21 protein-coding genes and 1 pseudogene are annotated in these 19,573 nt (G+C 50.6%); 14 read left to right on the plus strand and 8 right to left on the minus strand.

What is annotated here, in order from left to right; translation table 11 throughout:
• Positions 1-178: 178 nt before the first annotated feature.
• The 4 genes and pseudogenes from FHS77_RS06860 to FHS77_RS06875 form a co-directional block, all read left to right on the plus strand.
• Positions 179-1,864, plus strand: a pseudogene (locus tag FHS77_RS06860) (DNA translocase FtsK); the annotation flags it as partial.
• Positions 1,854-2,015 carry a hypothetical protein gene (locus tag FHS77_RS06865; protein WP_184221658.1) on the plus strand — a complete coding sequence of 54 codons (162 nt, stop codon included), beginning with the start codon at positions 1,854-1,856 and terminating at the stop codon, positions 2,013-2,015. The pseudogene FHS77_RS06860 and the gene FHS77_RS06865, both read left to right, overlap by 11 nt.
• Complete coding sequence (locus FHS77_RS06870; RefSeq protein ID WP_374786218.1) at positions 1,993-2,655, plus strand: outer membrane lipoprotein carrier protein LolA; 663 nt, start codon at positions 1,993-1,995, stop codon at positions 2,653-2,655. Before FHS77_RS06865 ends, FHS77_RS06870 begins: the two co-directional genes overlap by 23 nt.
• Positions 2,656-2,770: 115 nt before the next feature.
• Complete coding sequence (locus FHS77_RS06875; protein ID WP_184221662.1) at positions 2,771-3,574, plus strand: exodeoxyribonuclease III; 804 nt, start codon at positions 2,771-2,773, stop codon at positions 3,572-3,574.
• Positions 3,575-3,593: 19 nt separating this feature from the next.
• Here the strand turns inward: FHS77_RS06875 and FHS77_RS06880 are convergent, their stop codons facing one another.
• On the minus strand, positions 3,594-4,382 hold the full coding sequence (locus FHS77_RS06880) for a class I SAM-dependent methyltransferase (RefSeq protein ID WP_184221664.1): 789 nt from the start codon (positions 4,380-4,382) through the stop codon (positions 3,594-3,596).
• A gap of 43 nt (positions 4,383-4,425) precedes the next feature.
• The gene (locus tag FHS77_RS06885) at positions 4,426-4,623 is read right to left on the minus strand and encodes a hypothetical protein (protein WP_246431262.1); all 198 of its coding nucleotides are present in this window, start codon (positions 4,621-4,623) and stop codon (positions 4,426-4,428) included.
• A gap of 321 nt (positions 4,624-4,944) precedes the next feature.
• Here FHS77_RS06885 and aqpZ point away from each other — a divergent pair, with 321 nt between their 5' ends.
• The gene (gene aqpZ, locus FHS77_RS06890) at positions 4,945-5,631 is read left to right on the plus strand and encodes an aquaporin Z (RefSeq protein WP_184221668.1); all 687 of its coding nucleotides are present in this window, start codon (positions 4,945-4,947) and stop codon (positions 5,629-5,631) included.
• A gap of 38 nt (positions 5,632-5,669) precedes the next feature.
• On the opposite strand, the gene FHS77_RS06895 is transcribed toward aqpZ, so the two are convergent.
• From FHS77_RS06895 to hemC, 5 genes are all read right to left on the minus strand, one after another.
• Positions 5,670-6,143, minus strand: coding sequence for a tellurite resistance TerB family protein (locus FHS77_RS06895; RefSeq protein ID WP_184221670.1), 474 nt, complete (start codon positions 6,141-6,143; stop codon positions 5,670-5,672).
• A gap of 20 nt (positions 6,144-6,163) precedes the next feature.
• Positions 6,164-7,756 carry a heme biosynthesis HemY N-terminal domain-containing protein gene (locus FHS77_RS06900; protein WP_184221672.1) on the minus strand — a complete coding sequence of 531 codons (1,593 nt, stop codon included), beginning with the start codon at positions 7,754-7,756 and terminating at the stop codon, positions 6,164-6,166.
• 11 nt (positions 7,757-7,767) lie between these two features.
• Entirely contained in the window at positions 7,768-9,225 is a 1,458-nt protein-coding gene (locus FHS77_RS06905) for a COG4223 family protein (protein ID WP_246431251.1), read from the minus strand.
• Between the two features lie 85 nt (positions 9,226-9,310).
• Positions 9,311-10,048, minus strand: a complete 738-nt coding sequence (locus tag FHS77_RS06910; RefSeq protein ID WP_246431252.1) for a uroporphyrinogen-III synthase — start codon at positions 10,046-10,048, stop codon at positions 9,311-9,313.
• A 17-nt stretch (positions 10,049-10,065) separates the two neighbouring features.
• Entirely contained in the window at positions 10,066-10,992 is a 927-nt protein-coding gene (hemC, locus tag FHS77_RS06915) for a hydroxymethylbilane synthase (protein ID WP_184221675.1), read from the minus strand.
• A gap of 108 nt (positions 10,993-11,100) precedes the next feature.
• Between hemC and tsaD the strand changes: the two genes are divergently transcribed.
• The 9 genes from tsaD to FHS77_RS06960 all read left to right on the plus strand — a co-directional run bounded on the left by tsaD (position 11,101) and on the right by FHS77_RS06960 (position 18,455).
• Positions 11,101-12,213 carry a tRNA (adenosine(37)-N6)-threonylcarbamoyltransferase complex transferase subunit TsaD gene (gene tsaD, locus FHS77_RS06920; protein WP_184221676.1) on the plus strand — a complete coding sequence of 371 codons (1,113 nt, stop codon included), beginning with the start codon at positions 11,101-11,103 and terminating at the stop codon, positions 12,211-12,213.
• On the plus strand, positions 12,210-13,196 hold the full coding sequence (locus tag FHS77_RS06925; RefSeq protein WP_184221678.1) for an NAD(P)H-dependent glycerol-3-phosphate dehydrogenase: 987 nt from the start codon (positions 12,210-12,212) through the stop codon (positions 13,194-13,196). Before tsaD ends, FHS77_RS06925 begins: the two co-directional genes overlap by 4 nt.
• A 15-nt stretch (positions 13,197-13,211) precedes the next feature.
• Entirely contained in the window at positions 13,212-13,502 is a 291-nt protein-coding gene (locus tag FHS77_RS06930) for a YciI-like protein (RefSeq protein ID WP_184221680.1), read from the plus strand.
• A gap of 106 nt (positions 13,503-13,608) precedes the next feature.
• On the plus strand, positions 13,609-14,040 hold the full coding sequence (locus tag FHS77_RS06935; RefSeq protein WP_184221682.1) for an EVE domain-containing protein: 432 nt from the start codon (positions 13,609-13,611) through the stop codon (positions 14,038-14,040).
• A 3-nt stretch (positions 14,041-14,043) separates the two neighbouring features.
• Positions 14,044-14,739: a class I SAM-dependent methyltransferase gene (locus FHS77_RS06940; RefSeq protein WP_184221685.1), complete on the plus strand. Its 696-nt coding sequence runs from the start codon at positions 14,044-14,046 to the stop codon at positions 14,737-14,739.
• 282 nt (positions 14,740-15,021) lie between these two features.
• Positions 15,022-15,705: a response regulator transcription factor gene (locus tag FHS77_RS06945; protein ID WP_184221687.1), complete on the plus strand. Its 684-nt coding sequence runs from the start codon at positions 15,022-15,024 to the stop codon at positions 15,703-15,705.
• 34 nt (positions 15,706-15,739) lie between these two features.
• Positions 15,740-16,201, plus strand: a complete 462-nt coding sequence (locus FHS77_RS06950; protein ID WP_184221689.1) for a Crp/Fnr family transcriptional regulator — start codon at positions 15,740-15,742, stop codon at positions 16,199-16,201.
• 204 nt (positions 16,202-16,405) lie between these two features.
• Entirely contained in the window at positions 16,406-17,515 is a 1,110-nt protein-coding gene (gene hisC / locus FHS77_RS06955) for a histidinol-phosphate transaminase (protein ID WP_184221691.1), read from the plus strand.
• Between the two features lies 1 nt (position 17,516).
• Entirely contained in the window at positions 17,517-18,455 is a 939-nt protein-coding gene (locus FHS77_RS06960) for a prephenate/arogenate dehydrogenase family protein (RefSeq protein ID WP_184221693.1), read from the plus strand.
• A gap of 69 nt (positions 18,456-18,524) precedes the next feature.
• On the opposite strand, the gene FHS77_RS06965 is transcribed toward FHS77_RS06960, so the two are convergent.
• The gene (locus FHS77_RS06965) at positions 18,525-19,541 is read right to left on the minus strand and encodes a DUF2125 domain-containing protein (RefSeq protein WP_184221695.1); all 1,017 of its coding nucleotides are present in this window, start codon (positions 19,539-19,541) and stop codon (positions 18,525-18,527) included.
• Positions 19,542-19,573: the final 32 nt, after the last annotated feature.

The following is a 19,573-nucleotide window of genomic DNA, read 5'->3' on the forward strand; positions in this document are numbered from 1 at the left end:
TGATTATTACGATGAAGAGGATGACGAGCCGGCACCGTCGCGCTTCCAGTTTGTCGGAGCTGTTACCCATTGGTATTTAAGTGCACAGGCACTGATGCGTCGTTTGACTGGTTCGACCAAGAAGCGTGATGCGCGCCGTGATGACGATCCTTTCGGGGATCTGCGTGGTAGCGGTCGTCGTCGTGAGCCTGGGTTTGGTGGTGATGATATTGCTCATGATGAACCGCCATTTGCTATGGGTAGTGATGATGATGTTTGGTCGGATGAGGATCAGCCAGCACCGGTCACGCAAACCGCTCAGCGTGCATCTTCAAGCCGTAGCAATGCCCGTGCCGCGCGTGGAAAACGCAGCGGCGCTTTCGAGCTGCCGTCTTTGCAATTATTGGCAGAACCGAAGGCGGTAATGCGCGATGCCACGCTGTCGAAAGATGTGTTGGATCAAAATGCCCGTATGCTGGAAGGTGTGCTGGAAGACTTTGGTGTGCGCGGCGAAATCATCAGCGTTAAGCCGGGGCCGGTGGTAACGCTTTATGAGCTTGAGCCTGCACCAGGTATTAAATCATCGCGTGTTATTGGTTTGGCCGATGATATCGCCCGCTCGATGAGCGCTATTGCTGCACGTGTGGCGGTAGTGCCGGGGCGTAATGCTATTGGTATTGAATTGCCAAATCAGAAGCGTGAAATGGTCTATTTGCGCGAGATGCTGGCCAGCCGTGACTTTGAACAGAACAAAGCAAAGCTGGCGCTGGCGCTGGGTAAAAATATCAATGGCGAACCGGTGATTGCCGATATTGCCAAGATGCCTCACGTACTCGTTGCGGGTACGACTGGCTCGGGTAAATCGGTGGCAATCAATACGATGATCTTGTCGCTGGTCTACCGGATGACGCCACAGGAATGCCGCCTGATTATGATTGATCCGAAAATGCTGGAATTGTCGGTTTATGACGGTATTCCGCATTTGCTCACGCCTGTGGTGACGGATCCGAAAAAGGCGGTTGTCGCGCTGAAATGGACAGTGCGCGAGATGGAAGAGCGCTATCGTAATATGTCCAAAGTGGGCGTGCGTAATATTGATGGCTTTAATGCCCGTGTCGCGCAGGCGCAAAAACGCGGCGAATCCATTTCCCGTACTGTTCAGACCGGTTTTGACCGGAATACTGGTGAAGCTATTTACGAGACAGAAGAGCTCGATTTGCAGCCAATGCCATATATCGTCGTTATCATCGACGAAATGGCTGATTTGATGATGGTTGCGGGTAAGGATATTGAAGGTGCGGTGCAGCGCTTGGCACAGATGGCGCGTGCGGCGGGCATCCATGTGATCATGGCAACACAGCGCCCGTCGGTGGATGTTATTACCGGTACGATTAAAGCCAATTTCCCGACCCGTATTTCCTTCCAGGTCACTTCTAAAATTGACAGCCGCACCATTTTGGGTGAGCAGGGCGCCGAGCAGCTGCTTGGCATGGGTGACATGTTATTTATGGCTGGTGGCGGACGTATTCAGCGTGTTCACGGGCCATTTGTCGGCGATGAAGAGGTTGAACAGGTCGTGCAGCACCTGAAGAGCCAAGGTGTGCCGGAATATCTGGATGCCATTACTGAAGATGATGAAGATGAAGGAGTGGGGCCTGGGGGCACTTCCAATCTGGAAGATTCCGACGATCCTTATGATCAGGCCGTGGCTGTCGTATTGCGGGATAAAAAGGTCTCGACCTCTTATATCCAGCGTCGTCTTGGCATTGGCTATAACCGTGCGGCCACCATTATTGAACGGATGGAAGAAGAGGGGCTGATCAGTCCGGCCAATCATGCCGGTAAGCGCGAGATTTTAGTGCCGACCGACGGAGATGATTATTAAAGCCATGCACTTGAAAGTGCCTGAAAGTGATTATGGCAATGGTGATAAGCAGCGCCTTACTAACGACAAACTGGCGACCTACATAATATCTGATGATAATGAAAAGAGAGATTTGGAAGCGAATGAATATGCTGTTTTCCAAGCTGGTTGATAAAGTAAAAACGATCTCTGTTGCAGGAACACTTTGTGCAGCTGTTGGTATGAGCTTGCCGATGGCGGTTATGGTTCCTGTTAGTGCACAGGCGCAAGATGCCAATCAGCAAGCGCAGAAAATTGCAGATCATTTTTCCGGCATTCGCACTATGACAGGTGAGTTTGTTCAGTTTGGCCCGAAGGGCGACCAGCAGGGCGGCACATTTTATCTTGAGCGTCCGGGTAAAATTCGCTTCAACTATGAAAACTCGCCGATCCGTGTGATTTCCGATGGTCAGTCTGTGGTGATTAACAATCGCAAACTCGATACATGGGATCAGTACAAACTGTCGACCACACCGCTTAAAATGTTGCTCGATGATCGTATTGATTTAGGCGGCGGCCGCCTGAAACAGATCAAACAAGAGCCGGATATGACCACTTTGGTGGTGGGTGATAAGTCGATTTTTGGTGATTCAAAAATCACCATGATGTTTGATCCCAAGACCTATGAGCTGAAGCAGTGGACAATCACCGACGCACAAAACCTTGATACCACGGTAATGGTTTTCAATGTGCGCACCGGCGTTCGCTTTACCGATGATATGTTTAAAATCGACTATCAGCGCATTGCCATGAAGGGCAAAAAAAATAACTAACAAACAGGTAAACCGCTTTTGTCCGTCTCTATTGTGGATGCGTGAGAAGAGCGGTTTTTATTTTTGACTTTAGTGCTACTGTGCTCGCGTTTTTTAATGAAAGCGAGTGAGCGAAATGGCATTTTCTGTTGCGACCTGGAATATCAACTCTGTGCGCCTGCGGCTGCCTTTGGTCGAGCAGTTTTTGCAAACCTATCAGCCTGATGTTTTGTGCTTGCAGGAAACAAAATGTCCGGATGATTTATTCCCTCATGATGCTTTTAAAGCGCTTGGCTATGAGCATATCGCGATTAGCGGCCAAAAGGGTTATCACGGTGTTGCAACGGTTTCGCGCCGTCCTTTGAGTGATGTGAATGTGATCGGTTTTTGCGATATGGGCGATTGCCGCCATTTAAGCTCGGTGGTGGAAGCCGGCAATAAAAAAATCCGCATCCATAATTTTTATGTGCCTGCAGGTGGCGATGAACCAAAGCCGGATATCAATCCTAAATTTGCTCACAAGCTTGGTTTTCTGGAAGAAATGCGTGATGTCGTTGCTGACCAAGGCGACGGTTTTTCGTCTATTCTGGTTGGTGATCTCAATATTGCGCCACTGGAAAACGATGTATGGTCGCATAAGCAGATGCTTAAAATCGTCAGCCATACGCCGATTGAAACCGAAACGCTGGAAGATCTGCGTGTCAAAGGTGGTTGGAGCGATTTGATGCGCCATCTTATTCCGGCGGATCAAAAAATTTACACGTGGTGGAGCTACCGCGCCAAGGATTGGGATGCGTCAGATCGTGGCCGCAGATTGGATCACGTCTGGGGCTCACAGGATTTGGAAAATCACATTAAAGATTTGCAGGTTCTGCGTGAAGCGCGCGGTTGGGAGCGTCCGTCTGACCATGTGCCGGTAATCGCGAGCTTTGATCTTTAATTGCAATTCTCATAAGTGGTCAGGTGCTTTGTGCCTGACCGTTTTTATTTGCTTTAGTTAGAGCTGCATTTTTAGCCGAGCCGCGAGCAGTGCCTTGCGGGGTGAGAACCGGCACAAAAACCCGCCGTGAAGTGCGCCTTGCTACAGGCACTCCTTGATAAAGTCGCTTTTGAGCCTCCACCACCAAAACACCGGCAAAGGCAGGCCAGCATGTGCGGGCAATCCGCTCCAGCCCTGAGACAGGCTTTTGCAGCCAGCTTTTTGAAGTGGGTGGAAAATGCAGGGCATCTTTGGTGGCTGTCACAGTAAAATTGGCTTCACGCAGCGCGGACATGATCTGGCCGCGACTATAAGGTCGGCCGCTGCCAAAAGGCGTGTGCTCAAAACGTGCCCAGATACCGCGTCGGTTTGGCACGACAATCAAAAGACGGCCATTGGGTGCAAGCACGCGCCACATTTCATTGAGTGTCTCGGCCGGGTTTTCAGAAAACTCCAGTGAATGCACCATCAGGATGCGATCAATGGAGGTGTCCGGCAGCGGCAATTCTTCATCAAAAACCAGAGCCGTGGTGTTTGCTTGCCGTTGTGGCCACGCAACAGCACCCTGACCGGCAGGCATGAAGGCAAATGTGCGCTCTGCATCGCCTTTGAAGCGGTCAAGAAAAGGCAGCGTATAGCCAAGCCCCACAAGGCGCTCATCGGGCATACGCGTCCACAAGGCGCTCAGTGTCATGGTGATGGAGCGCTCGGCCATCATGCCCAGTTTGCTGTCGTAAAAAGAGCGCAGAGCAATAATATCAGGATGCATGGGCGTTACTGTAGAGCATGCATCGTGAAAAACATAGGCATGATTATTGCCAGCAGCCCAAGTTCTGGCCTTTGAGATTGTGGCTGTCGATTTCAACGATCAGGCGCGGATCTTCGCGCATCAGAAAAAGTGAGGTGCGCTTTTTGAGATCGATTTTTTCCCAGCCCGCACATTCCGTCGGCATAATTGTTTTATCGAGTGTGATTTTTTCGGCATAGGTATTAACGCTGCACCCCTGCATGAACGCCAGCAGCGGCAGTAAAACAGCTATAGGCCGGATATGAGATGATGATAACACGCTAAAATCCATTTTTTGTGCATTCTCGCAACGTTTTAAGACAGACTTAATGGCTCCTAATAATAAAGAGCATTTTTTAGTAGTCTATAATTAAATAAGCCTGTAGTCGACTGTTTTGTTAATTCATCCACTGATGTAGCATAAATATAATATTACATAAATATTGTGAATTGAATACATTAAATCATCGCGTAAGTTAACAGTAATTATTTGTTTAAAAATTTTTTTATAAAAACATTACTTTAATTTCTAAAGGATTAATGCATGATTAATAAATTGTCGGCTGAGTTCATCGGCACTTTCTGGTTGGTTTTTGGCGGTTGTGGCAGCGCAATTCTGGCTGCAACATTTCCTGAGCTTGGCATTGGCTTTTTAGGCGTTGCCTTTGCTTTCGGTTTAAGTGTGCTGACGATGGCCTATGCGGTCGGGCACATCTCCGGCGGCCATTTCAATCCGGCAGTGTCGCTTGGGCTTATGATCGGTGGCCGCATGCAAACCCGTGAGCTTTTGCCATATTGGGCGGCGCAGCTGGCGGGGGCGGTAGCGGCTTCACTGGTGCTTTTCATCATTGCTTCCGGCAACGACACTTTTGCACCTGAAAGCTTTGCTTCGAACGGTTATGGAGACTTGTCACCCGGTGAGTTTAATATGGTTTCCGCACTGATTATTGAGATCGTGCTGACCGCATTTTTCCTGCTGATCATTTTAGGAGCAACATCCAAACAAGCGCCCAAAGGCTTTGCGCCGATTGCCATTGGTTTAAGTTTGACGCTTATTCATTTGGTGTCGATACCGGTGACCAACACATCCGTTAATCCGGCGCGTTCCACAGGCGTGGCACTATTTGCTGAAACAGCCGCCCTTAGCCAGCTATGGCTGTTTTGGCTGGCACCATTATTGGGAGCGGCGCTCGGCGCCATGATGTGGAAAGTCTTCCTCGGCAAAGACTAAAAATTGCAGCCTTTGGTACGGGCTCATAAGAACCGGATTTATGCTTGCGGGCAAAAGCGTTTTTCAACGCGCTGCTGGATGGTCATGCGATCCGGTTCTGCCACTTCCAGCAGATCGGCCAGCCGCCACATCACGACATCTTCCAGCTCATGAGCTTCGCCGTCGCTGTAAACCATCTCCCACATCAGTTCGATAAATTCGAGCCGTGCAGCCTGATTGAGATGACGTTTCAGCACCATCGAAAATCCATAAATATCGATAGCTTCCTGATCGGCTTTTTCTGCAGCTTGAATCAGGCGCTCGACTGCTTCCCGGGGCAGGGCATAAGCTTCTGACAAGGTGCGGTAGAGCACATCGCGTTCTGTTTCACGACGATCGCCATCTACATCCATGACGTGTAAAAGAAGGGCTGCTGCTGCCAGACGGGGATCGTCATCAGAAAAATTCTCAGCAGGCTCGCCCATGACGCTCTGCTGAATGTCTTTCATAAAATCAAGTAACCGATCTAGCATGCAGTTCCCCGATGAAGCGCTTAAAATAAGCGCATATTATTAGTTTTAATGGCGCCGACATCATCCGGATGCACACCCGGATCATCCACAACCGTCAGCGGAATGTCACGTTTATTGTTTTTGTCAGATTTGGGCGCCGTGGGTTTGACGGTTTCGGTTTTGCTTGCTTCAGTTTTCGGTTCGCTTGTTTCGACGACAGCCTGTCTGGCTGGTGTAACAGGTTTAACCGGTGTGAGATCAAGCACTGGGGGGGCTTCCGGCAAATCAGCGTTGCCGTCTGGTTCTCCCATCACTTCTTGCGGCTCTGATTCAATCATCGGAGTCAGCTCTTCCACCGGCACTTTCCATTCAAAGCTATTTAAGCGACCGGTAACGGGTGAAACCGGAGCCCATATTTGCGACACATAACCATCGGCTGTCCAGACCGGATCGCGCGGCGCTTTAAGTGCTTTGCCAAGCCATTGGCGCACCAGCCCCTGATCGCCGCTATCGGCTTCTTCAATATCGGCAAGCAACAGATAAGCGCTTTTTCGCGGCGCGGCATTCAAGACCTGCTCAACCTGATCGCGTGCCACGTTGAACTCATTGGCATCATAAGCAGCCCGTGCCAAAGCCAGATTGCTTTCAACATTATTGTTGCGCAGTGACACCAGATGTCGCGCGCGTTTCAAGCGGTCATGGGCAGTGTCGCCACTGCGGCCATGCACATAAACATCGGCAATCTCAGGATGCGGCTCTTTCTTCCACGCAGCTTCCAGAATTTTGGATGCTTTGCGCACTTCGCCTTGGGCAAAAAGAGCGCGTGCAGCAATGACAGATGCCGGAATGAGATCAGGATTAAGCTTATGTGCTTCCAGTGCAATGCTGCGTGCTTCAAGCGGCTCGGTTTCAAGCTTAGCCATGGCTTTGGCAGTCAGCAGGGCTGCGCGTTCTTTTTTGGCAACTTCTTTGCTTTGACGCAGTGATTGTTTGCGAGCTTCAACCAGATTAAGCGCTGCATCCCAATTGCCTTGGGCGCAAAGCTGGCCAAGAACGGCAGAAGATGCCCATTCAAGCTGCGGTGCATGGCGCACCGCTTCGGCCGCATAGTTGCGGGCGGCGTCATAGGCACCCATACGCAGCGATTCAATATAAAGACCGCGCAAACCCAGCAAACGTGTTTCAGGGTCTTCCACCATCGCTTCAAACCCTTTGCGGGCATCATCGGCACGGCCTTCGAGCATGGCGGTTTGTGCTTCCAGCAATTTGATCAGCGGTTCCTGATCCGCACTGATCAGTTTCGCCGCTTGTGCGGTCATACGACGTGCGGCTTCTGCGTCACCGGCGCCGGCTGCAATCAGGCCGGTGGATAAGGATTGATAGCCGCGGTCGCGCTTGCGGGCACGAAAATGACGGCGCAAAAGATGCGGCGATTGATAGATGTTTTTGATCAGCCACCAACACAGCATAAAGCTTGCAACAATGGCGACAATGCTGGCCGCAGCCACCATCAGGCTGATTCGATAGCGCTGGCCGCCAAACATCATCACCAGATCACCAGGTCGATCAGCCAGCCAGCCAAAGCCTAAGCCTAAGGCGACAATAATCAGCACATAGATAAAAATTCTTATCATGCGAGCGCTCCTTATTGTGCAGCCTGAGGTGTGTCTGCATCCGTTTTCGGTTGCAGGCTTTGGGTCATCAGACGGGTAAGCAGCTGATCGGCATCACGGCGCAGTTTCATCTGATCGGCAAATTCCTGACTGACCGCTTTGGCGTCGGTCGGGAGTTGTTCCCATTCATTAATGGCGCGTTCCAGATCTGCCGAATGCAGTGCTGATTCCATACGGGCCGTGGTCGGGCCAACACCTGTGCCGCTGACATCACCGACAGGGCGCACGCTGATGAGTCCTTTGGCGCTTGCCATCAGCTGCTCCCACAGGCCGGCATCAGCGGCAGGTTTATTGGCAGTTGCAACAATTTTATCGGCCACAGGATTAAACCACGCATTTAAATCCGACACGGTCGGAATGCCTGTATTTGCATGCTGACTAAGCGTTTCAATTGATGGATCAGACGGGCGCAGAGAGGTGAAGGTTTCCAGTTCGCTCACATAAGAGCCACCGCGATCAATGGCATTTTTAAGGGAATTGGCCGCAATCAAAGCTGCCACATCAGGTTGACGCGATGTCTCGGAGATTTTCTCCTGCAACGCAGAAAACTGATCCTGCAATGCGGTGATTGAGCTTTGATCAGTGGAAACATTGGCGGCGGCTTCACTGGCTTTTGAAGATGCTGTCGCAAGTTGTGTTTCCAAGGCTGCAATTTTAGCGGTTAATCCATCAATATCGGCATCGACATTAGCACTGGTTGCGGCTGGCAGATTGTCGATCTGTTTTTGCAGCGCATTCAGTTTTGCCGTTGTGGAATTACTAAGCTCGTTAAGTTTCTCAGCTGTTGCTTGGGTAAGATTGAGCGCTTGTTCCAGTTTTTGCTGTCCGGCCTGATCGAGCGATGCTGTTACTGGTGCAATTTTAAGCGCTGCAATTTCTTGCTCTATATGTGCTAATTGCTCGGCAGTAACGCGGGCACCGGGAGAGGGGATAACATTGCCCCATTGCAAAGCCGCAGCCCCCGCCAAGGCAATTACGCCGCCTGCAATGCCTGCTATCAGATTGGAACCGGTATTGCGGGTGTTTTTCACCGTTGCCGGTTTTGAAGCCGGATCGTTTGTTTTTGCCGATGCACTGGCCGATGTACTGGAAGCAGTGCTTGATTGCGGTTTTGGTTCGGCCTGCATATGGGATTGTGACACGGAACCTGTTTCCTTTAATCTATCGGGCTTTGCTGTGTTTTGCTGTGCTGGTGCGGCGGTTGGTTTGGCAGCCGGTGATTTCGGCGCTTCAGTTTTAACCGTGCTTGGGCGGGCGGTTTTTGCTTTGGTAAAATCGCCGACCGGTTCTGCTTCATGGGGGTGTGGCTTCGGGTTCACTGCGTCACCTGTTTCCTGGCGCGGTGCGGGATCATGCTCGATCGTCACGGGTTTGCGTGTTGACTTTGAGTGTCGCGGTGTTCCGGATTTTGCCATTGGTCCTCTCGTCATGATTAGCGCAGCAATTAGCAATCTATATGGTCGGCAACTTAGCAGATATAACCTTGATATGAAGGAATCGTTGCCTCATTTTTCATTAAATATGCTGAAATAGCCTAAAAATTCCGTTTTCATCGGGATGATCGGCAGAAAAGCTGTTGTTTTTCCAGTGTTCGGGCAGAAGTTCAGCCACGCGCGGTGCTATGCAGAAAAACTTGGTATCGGCCTTTAAAAGCGGTTCTGCTCTCTGTTCTTGCAAATGTTTCAGGCTGCTGGCGGCAACGCCGGAATATAATAACACTGCCGCATATGGCTGATTGATAATCGCATCCGGTTGGAAATTCGTCGCGACCGTATCATAAATATCATAAGTACGCATGATGATGCCGGTCGCGTGAACGCGCTCTTCAAAAACAGGCTGGCGCACGCGTCCGGCCAGATAGATGATATGTGCCTGAGGCGGCAAATGAGCGGCCAATGTTTGTGCCAGCCGCACCGCATCGCCGCCGCCTTCAATGACCGTTTGGAAGCCGTATTCACGCGCCACTTCTGCGGTGCGCACACCGACGGCAAAAAGCGGCAGATGTTTTAAGCCTTCAAGGAGTGCCGGATCGGCATGGCGAAAAGCATTGATGCTGGTGGCGGTGACCGCCGCATAATCCAGCATCTCGACGGTGGGTGACAACCCTTGTGTTTTAGTTAGTGGAAAAACATCCGCGATAAATCCCGCCTCTTGCAAAAGACGAGCAGTGCGAGCTGCCGCTGGTTGCGGCCGCGTCACTAAAATGCGCCTTCCTTTGCCTTCCGGCAGTTTTACCGAGGATGAAATTTCCAAATCAGCCAATCCTGATCTTACCAGTCTTTGAAAAAGTCGGGGCCTGCCATGGCACGTACGCGCTTGGCTGCATCTTCACCAATCGCAGCCGCATCGGCGATGGAGCCTTCGCCGCTGACATGATGTGCCTGTGTGCCATCAGGGGTGAGAATCATACCATTAAAGCGCAATTGTCCTTGATCGATGATCGCAAGGCCGGCAATCGGTGTGCGGCATGAGCCATCAAGATGGCCTAAAAATGCACGTTCACATGCAAGAGCAATTTGCGTTTCGCGGTGGGCAAGAGGAGCCAGCAGCGCATCAATGCGGGTGTCACCGATACGGCTTTCAATGGCAATTGCACCTTGGCCGGGAGCTGGCAGAAAATGTTCCGGCTCCATCAGGTCGGTGATGACATCTTGTAGCCCAAGACGGCGCAAACCGGCAGCGGCCAAAAATGTGCCGTCCACTTCGCCTTCTTCTAATTTGCGCAAACGGGTTTGCACATTGCCGCGATACATGACGATTTGCAGATCAGGGCGCAAACGGCGAATGAGCGCCTGACGGCGCAAAGAGGATGAGCCAACCACAGCACCTTGCGGCAAATCAGTGAATTTTTTGACATTGCGGCCGATGAAAGCATCGCGCGGGTCTTCCCGTTCCAGATAAACCGACAGATGCAAACCATCCGGCAGCACAGTTGGAATATCTTTGGTGGAATGGACTGCTATATCAATTTCGCCAGCATGGAGTGCTTGCTCAATTTCTTCGGTGAACAAACCTTTGCCACCAATTTCTGCTAAAGGGCGATCCTGAATGCGATCACCGGCGGTGGACATCGGAACGATTTCAATGGCCTCTTCAGGCAGGCCGTGGGCTTCCTGTAGGCGGCGGCGCGTTTCATAGGCTTGAGCAAGCGCGAGCTTGCTGCCGCGCGTGCCGATCTTCAAGGATGCTGTTTGCATATTCATTCGTCCATGATACCGGGTTGCATAAACTTGTCATAATGTGGTTTAGCCTATGGCCTAACCAAAAATCCCCTCGGGGGCAACAAATTCAGGGTCTAATCGCAAATGCGCGTGCTTGGAATAGAGACGAGTTGCGACGAAACAGCCGCAGCTATAGTCGAACGGGATGAAAATGGACATGGGACAATTCTGTCCAATGTCGTGTTGAGCCAGATTGCCGAGCATGAACCCTATGGTGGTGTCGTGCCGGAAATCGCTGCCCGTGCGCATGTGGAGGCTCTGGACAGGCTGGTGAAACAGGCTCTTGCTGAAGCAAATTGTGAGCTTGGCGATGTGGATGCCATTGCTGCAACCGCAGGCCCCGGCCTCATTGGCGGGCTGATTGTTGGCCTGATGACCGGCAAGGCGCTGGCCTTGGCCGAGAAGAAACCATTTTATGCGATCAACCATCTGGAAGGCCATGCGCTGACAGCGCGCCTCACCGATGGACTGAGCTATCCTTATTTATTGTTGCTGGTTTCCGGTGGTCATACCCAGATGGTGCTGGTGCGTGGTCTTGGCGATTATACCCGCCTTGGCACCACGATTGATGATGCATTGGGCGAAGCTTTTGATAAAACTGCCAAACTGCTGGGGCTGCCATATCCGGGCGGACCTGCCGTTGAGCAGGCGGCCTTAAAAGGTGACCCGAAGCGTTTTTCACTGCCGCGACCGTTAAAAGGCGAGGCACGGCTTGATTTTTCCTTCTCCGGTTTGAAAACCGCAGTGCGCCAGACCGCAACAGAAATCGCGCCTTTAAGTGAGCAGGATGTTGCCGATATTTGCGCAGGCTTTCAATTGGCTGTTGCCGACACATTGAGTGATCGTGTCAGTCGTTCTTTGAAACGCTTTAGGCAAGAATATCCCGACAAGCCAATGCCGGAACTGGTGGTGGCAGGTGGGGTTGCTGCTAACAAAGCTTTGCGTGCTGCTTTGCAAGGTCTTTGTGATCGCTATGGTTTCCGCTTTGTCGCGCCGCCGCATAATTTATGCACCGATAATGCCGCAATGATTGCGTGGGCTGGTGTGGAACGTGCTTGCCAAGATAAAGAATTTGATCAAGACGAATCATTTGGCAAAAATGGTGATCCGCTTGATATTGCGCCACGTTCGCGCTGGCCGCTGGATCAGAAATCCGCGCCATTAATCGGAACGGGACGCAGAGGAGCCAAGGCATGACGAAAGATTTAAAAGTTGCTGTCCTCGGTGGCGGGGCATGGGGAACGGCACTTGCCGTGATGGCTGCTAATAATGGCCATCAAACGATGCTTTATGCCCGCGATGCGGCAACGGTTGAGGATGTTAATCGCAACCATCAAAATCAGCGTTACTTAGGCGATATTGTGCTGCCTGCAAGCGTGCATGCGAGTAGCGAAGCGGCAGAGGTTTTGAGCGGTGCTGATATTGTTTTGTCGGTTATTCCGGCGCAGGCAATGGGGGCAGCTTTAGCTGAAATGGCTGAGCTTATTCCGCAATCGGCACCGCTGGTTTTATGCGCTAAAGGCATTGAGCGCAGCACTGGCCGTTTGATGTCGGAAGTGGTGAGTGAAGTTTTACCAACGCATCAGCTTGCCTCGCTATCAGGCCCAAGCTTTGCCACCGATGTGGCGCGCGGACTGCCAACGGCTGTGACCATCGCCAGCAAAAATATCGCCATTGCCGATCAGGTCTCTGTTGCTTTATCCGGGGCTGCATTCCGCTGCTATTCAACGGATGATCTGACCGGTGTTGAAATCGGCGGTTCATTGAAAAATGTGCTGGCTTTGGCCGCCGGTGCAGCAATCGGGCGCGGTCTTGGTGCAAGTGCACAGGCCGCACTGGTGACCCGCGGCTTTGTTGAATTGCGTCGTATCGGCCACAAAATGGGCGCTCGCGCTGAAACAATTATGGGCTTGTCGGGCTTGGGTGATTTGATGCTGACCTGCTCATCACCGCAATCGCGCAATTATTCTTACGGTATGGCTTTGGGCGCTGGTGAAGATCTGTCGCGCCGCCCATTGGCAGAAGGTGTGGCCACAGCTCCTATTGCAGCGGAGCTTTGTCTCAAATATCAGATAGCCGCACCTATCATTGATGCAACGGCTGCGCTTTTGGCCGGCGAAATCACTATTGATGATGCAGTGACCGCTTTGATTAACAGGCCGCTGAAAATAGAAGATTAAAAACGGGAGTGAACTATGCTTTTTGCAATTCTTTGCAACGATAAAACCGATCATCTGCAATTGCGTATGGACACACGTCCGACCCATGTGGAATTCTTGAATGGTCTGGGTGATAAGTTGAAATTTGCCGGTCCTTTCTTGGATGGTAATAACAAGCCGAATGGCAGCCTTGTTGTGATTGAAGCAGAAAGCCAGGCAGATGCCGAAAAAATTGCAGCCAGTGATCCTTATGCGGTTGCAGGATTGTTTGAATCGGTCACAATCCGCCCGTGGAACTGGGTTTTCAATAATCCATCTGCTGCTTAAAAAGAATTTGGCTCTTATCAGAGCTTATTAATCGAAATTGAAACCGGAGTATAAGCTCCGTTTTTTCACGCGTTTGACGTCTGTTTTTCCGGAAAGGATGCGGCCAATGGCTAATTACTGGCTTTTTAAATCGGAACCATTCAAATGGTCTTGGGAAATGCAAAAAGCCAAAGGTGCGGCCGGTGAAGAATGGGACGGCGTACGCAATTATCAGGCGCGCAATAATATGCGTGCCATGAAAATTGGCGATAAAGCTTTTTTCTATCATTCCAATGAAGGTTTGGAAGTCGTCGGCATTGTCGAGGTCAACGAGCTTTCGGCACCTGATAGTACCACTGACGATCCGCGATGGGATTGCGTGCATATTCGCGCTGTGTGCGATATGCCAAAGCCGGTGACCTTAAAAGCCGTGAAAGCCAATCCGGCTTTGGAAAAAATGGCGCTTGTGACTTCGATGCGTTTATCTGTTCAGCCTGTTTTGCAAGACGAATGGGATGAGGTTTGCCGCATGGGTGGCCTTGATCCGAAAAGCATTTAAACGATGAAAAGTGATGCGCGAGATGCCACTTTGCAGCCAAAAGGCGAGCGCATCACATTGTTTATTTTAGAAAATACCAGCCTTCAATATTTAGATTTTGTACCGGAATTGCAGCTTTATCTGGCCGATGAAGCGCATGACCTTTGGCATAAAACCGAAGAAGAGCTTGCAACTATTGGTCTGCCGCCGCCGTTTTGGGCTTTTGCCTGGGCTGGCGGGCAGGGCGTTGCCCGTTATATTCTCGATCACCCTGAATTGGTGCGTGGTAAAACTGTTTTGGATTTTGCATCCGGTTCGGGGTTGGTGGGTCTTGCAGCGGTGAAAGCAGGCGCGCAATCGGTTATGGCAACTGATATTGATGTTTTTGCCATGCCGGCAATGGCGCTTAATGCGGCAGTCAACGGTGTTGAACTATCGGGCACATCCGACAATCTGATCGGGCAGGATCACGGCTGGGATGTTGTGCTGGCGGGTGATGTTTTTTATGATAAGCCTTTTGCTGATATTTTGATGCCTTGGTTTCAAAAATTGGCAAATCGCGGTGCACTGGTGCTGATGGGTGATCCGGGGCGTGCTTATCTGCCAAAAGATGATTTGGCTGAACTGGCATTGTATCAGGTGCCTGTCACCCGCGCTTTGGAAGACGCAGATGTGAAAGAGACGCGTGTCTGGTGTTTCGCGGATGCGGCGCAAAGCTGATGAGTGCCATCAAATATATGTGATTTCATCAAATAGACACTATCATAATGAAATAGCTATATAAATGTAGGATGCATCTAAACCGGTGCTGGTGCTGAATTTTTGAGACAGGCTGTTTTGACAAATGAAAGTTTTTCGAGCTTAAGAAAATATCTTCTGTAAGTAGAATCGTTTTTTGTCTTTCACGGCTTCAACTTGTTGATAATCAGTGTCATAAATAGAAAAATGTTAGCTGAAGCATATTCAGGCTGATCGCTATCCGGCTGAAGAAAGAGGACAGGTATGACGAACCGCACTATTCTCATTGTTGATGATGATGAAGATTTGCGCGCCATTCTGGTCGAGCAGTTAGAGCTCGCCAAAGAATTTCAAATCCGGCAGGAAGCAACCGCAGCTAAAGCCATGGAAGCGATCAAAGGTAATATCATTGATCTATTGATTATGGATGTCGGCTTGCCGGATATGGATGGTCGTGAAGCGGTGAAGCAATTGCGTCTCAGCGGCTTTAAAGCACCTGTTATCATGCTGACCGGTCATGACACCGAAGCTGACACGATTTTGGGGCTGGAATCAGGCGCTAATGATTATGTCACCAAGCCTTTCCGCTTTGCTGTCCTTCTCGCACGTATTCGCGCTCAGTTGCGCCAATATGAGCAGAGCGAAGATGCGACCTTTGTGGTCGGGCCTTACACCTTCAAGCCAGGGCAAAAATTATTGCTCGACGAGAAGGGGGTAAAAATCCGCCTGACCGAAAAAGAGGCGGCGATTATCAAATATCTATACCGTTCCGGCACCCAAGTGGTGGGGCGTGATGAGCTTCTGGAAGAGGTTTGGGGCTATAATTCCGGTGTGACAACGCACACGCTTGAAACCCATGTTTATCGTCTTCGTCAGAAAATCGAGAAAGATCCGTCAAATGTTTCGCTTTTGGTGACAGAAAGCGGGGGATACAAACTTGTGCCATGATGGAATAAGTCTGTCGAAAGTGTAAAAGAACTCTATGGCACTTGATGATGATATTCGCATCTTAGGCAAAGTTGGGCTGTTCGAAACCTTTAACGGCGAGCAGTTGCGTCTGCTTGCCTTTGGTGCGGAGCGCTTGGTTCTGCGTCCCGGACGTGAATTATTTCATGAAGGGCAAAGTGCGGATTGCGCTTATATAATTGTCTCCGGCCATATAGTTTTGTTTCACCGGTTGAAGCATGAGCGCATTCCGGTGCGCTCTGTGCATGTCGGCTCCATCATTGGTGAAATGGCATTGATCGCCCAGACCGACCGTTTAACCGGTGCTTTGGCAGAAGAAGAAACGGAAGTTATCCGTCTCAGCCGCACGGTTTTCCGTCGCATATTGGAAGAATATCCGGAGCTGGCCGCCAATCTTCATCAGCGTATCAGTGAAGATTTGAACAAGATGGTGGCGGATATTGAACAGATCGCTCATCACTTTAACGCGCAAGACTGAATCTTTTCAGGTCATGCAGCCGGTCAAAACGTGCCGGATGCGGTAAAAATGCCATTTCCGGCGCTGTTCTCTCGTTTGGTTTAAGGTTTTGCTCGACTTGTCTGTAGTGGCAGTTTATGCCGCTATGATGCATTTGCTATGCATGCAGACTGAGAATGCAGATTTTTCCTTAATCACTGTAGTTTCATTTGACGGAACAGAATGATGACCAACGATCAAAACCTCAATCGCCCTACTCCTAAAGCCGGTGTCATGGACATCGCTGCCTATGTGCCAGGTAAGGAAACTGTTGAAGGTGTTGCTAAGGTCTATAAGCTCTCCGCCAATGAAACCCCGTTAGGGCCGAGCCCGCATGCGCTGGAGGCCTATCGGCACGCCGCCGAACGGCTCGCCATTTATCCGGACGGTCAGGCAACCGTGTTGCGTCAGGCAATTGCCCAGACCCACGGCCTGAACATGGATAATATTATTTGTGGCAATGGTTCAGATGAATTGCTGGGGCTGATCTGCCATGCCTATTTGTCGGTTGGTGATGAAACCATCATCACGCAACATGGTTTTGCGATTTATGAAATCCAGACCAAGGCATCGGGCGCCAAGCCAATCACCGTGCAGGAAAAAGATTTGCGTGTTGATGTCGATGCCATTCTGGCAGCCGTGACACCGCGCACAAAAATTGTTTTCATTGCTAACCCTGCCAACCCGACCGGCACTTATCTGCCGTTTGAAGAGGTTAAGCGTCTGCATGCCGGTTTGCCAAAAAACGTCATTCTGGTGCTGGATGCCGCTTATTCGGAATATGTGCGCCGCAATGATTATGAGGCTGGTGTCGAGCTGGTATCTGCCAATGAAAATGTGGTGATGACCCGCACTTTCTCTAAAATCCATGGTCTTTCAGCGCTGCGAGTGGGCTGGGCTTATGCGCCTGTTCATATGATTGATGCGATGAACCGTATTCGCGGGCCATTCAACATGAATTCGGCAGCATTGGCTGCCGGAGCAGCTGCAATCCGCGACCGCGATCATGTTGAAACTTCCATTGCTTATAACAGCAAATGGGCTGAATGGCTGACTGAAGAGCTGACCAAAATGGGTTTGCAGGTCACACCATCGGTTACGAATTTTCTGCTGATCCACTTCCCTGACGATGCAGCCAAATCGGCTGTAAAGGCAGATGAGTGGCTCTCTTCCTATGGCTATATTTTGCGCCGTGTTGGGGGATACGGGTTCCCTAATGCGTTGCGCCTGACTATCGGCCCGGAAGAAGCCAATCGCGGTGTAATCGCCGCACTCAACGACTTTATGAAGCAGTAAAATGTCTGAACCACAATTTAACAAAATTACACTTATCGGCATCGGCCTGATCGGGTCTTCCCTGGCGCGCGTTATTCAGCGTGAGGGCTTGGCCAAACATGTAACCATTGCCACCCGCAGTCCGGAAACGCTTAAACGTGCAGAAGAACTGCAATTGGGTCATGCATACACGACAGATAGCGCCGAAGCCGTGCGCGATGCTGATCTGGTGATCATCTCTGTGCCGGTCGGCTCCTCCGGTGCGGTTGCACGCCAGATTGCCGGATCGCTTAAAGCGGGTGCCATTGTTACCGATGTTGGCTCCACCAAGGCTTCTGTGATTGAGCAGATGCAGCCGGAATTGCCGGACACAGTGCATTTCATTCCCGGCCATCCGATTGCCGGAACCGAATATTCAGGCCCCGATGCCGGTTTTGCCGACCTCTTTATCAATCGCTGGTGCATTCTGACACCGCTGCCGGATACGGATAAAGCCGCACTCGACAAATTGTCAGCTTTCTGGGAAGCCTGCGGTTCGCGCCTTGATCATATGGAGCCGCAGCATCACGATCTGGTGCTGGCGATAGTTTCGCATCTGCCACATTTGATTGCTTACAATATTGTTGGCACAGCCAGCGATCTGGAACGTGTGACCAAATCGGAAGTGATTAAATACTCCGCTTCCGGTTTCCGTGATTTCACCCGTCTTGCCGCCTCTGACCCGACCATGTGGCGTGATGTTTGCCTGCATAATAAAGATGCCATTTTGGAAATGCTGGGTCGTTTCTCGGAAGATCTGGCATCGCTGCAACGCTCCATTCGCTGGGGTGATGGTGATGCGCTTTATGATCTCTTCAGCCGTACGCGTGATGTGCGTCGCGGGATTATTGATGCAGGTCAGGAGGTGGATGCACCGGACTTTGGCCGGCAGGCAGCTGTAAAAGAACCGGTTAAAAGCTGATAATTGTCATTTAATTAAAAAACCGCCTCTCTGATTATTAAAGAGGCGGTTTTTTTATGCCTGAAGTTTTTAAAGGCTCGGCAAACGACCAAGCGGGATAAAGCCGGCATTGGCCTTGCCGTCTTTGATGGTGACATCCAGTGTAGGATTGCCGTTTTCATCTTTTGGCATGGCTGAAATTGCAAAAAGCAGCGTTGCGATATTGTTGCTCTCTTCGGGGAAGAGAGTTTGAGCGACTTGTGCAAGTGCTGGCGGGTTTGTTAGTGCGATTTTGATCTGGCCGTTAATTTCGCCATCGTAATTAACGGAAAACGGCCCGCTTAGTGAAACAACCGCGCCATTGGATAAGGAAATCATTACTTGTTTGATTTCACCTGACTGGCCGCGCAAATTTTCCGGAAATGGCAGATTGCGATTGTCGAGCAGGTTTTGTGAATCGAATAAAGCGATATTCACCAACCCGTCGATTTCCGGCATTTTATTGCGATTGATGAGCTGTGCTGCAAATTCAAGTCCGGCAAAACGGCCATCAAGATTGAAATTATTATCTTCATTGGAGAGCTTAATTTCCAGCTCCTCCAATTTGGACAAGAGTTCGCTGGCCGTTGGTTCGCTACGCAGTGATATGTTCAGATCAAAGCTTTTGAGCGAAATTTCGGTTGGAAAAGGCTGTGCCAAACGTGCATTGGACGTAAAGCTGTTCCAGTCAATTTCCAGCGGTTCCAGCCCGGGTAAATTGATAAAGGCAGGGCCGGTCAGCTGATTATTGAGCGACATCGGCGCATAGATTGCAGAGCCGGAACTAAACCGGCCAGCCATGAAGGAAATGCCTTCGGACTTTTGCTGCCATGAAATGCTTTCGCAAACCACATCAAGCTTCAGCGGATAACCGCTGGTTTTCAAGTTTTCACATTGAACATTAATGCCTTTGGCTGTCAGCCCTTTAAGGTCGCTGGCAGCGCGAATTTCCACTTTGTTTGCCAGATAAAACCAGCCGGCGGTATAAAGAGCAGCGACAAGAGCGAGCAAAACATAAAGCAGTTTGAGCTTTTTGCGCGATGGCGCGGCAGGTTGTGTCATAGACATTATAAAACGGCCTTATGCTCAATCGTGATGTT

It is taken from the genome of Paenochrobactrum gallinarii (assembly GCF_014205685.1).
Taxonomy (GTDB): Bacteria; Pseudomonadota; Alphaproteobacteria; order Rhizobiales; family Rhizobiaceae; genus Paenochrobactrum; species Paenochrobactrum gallinarii.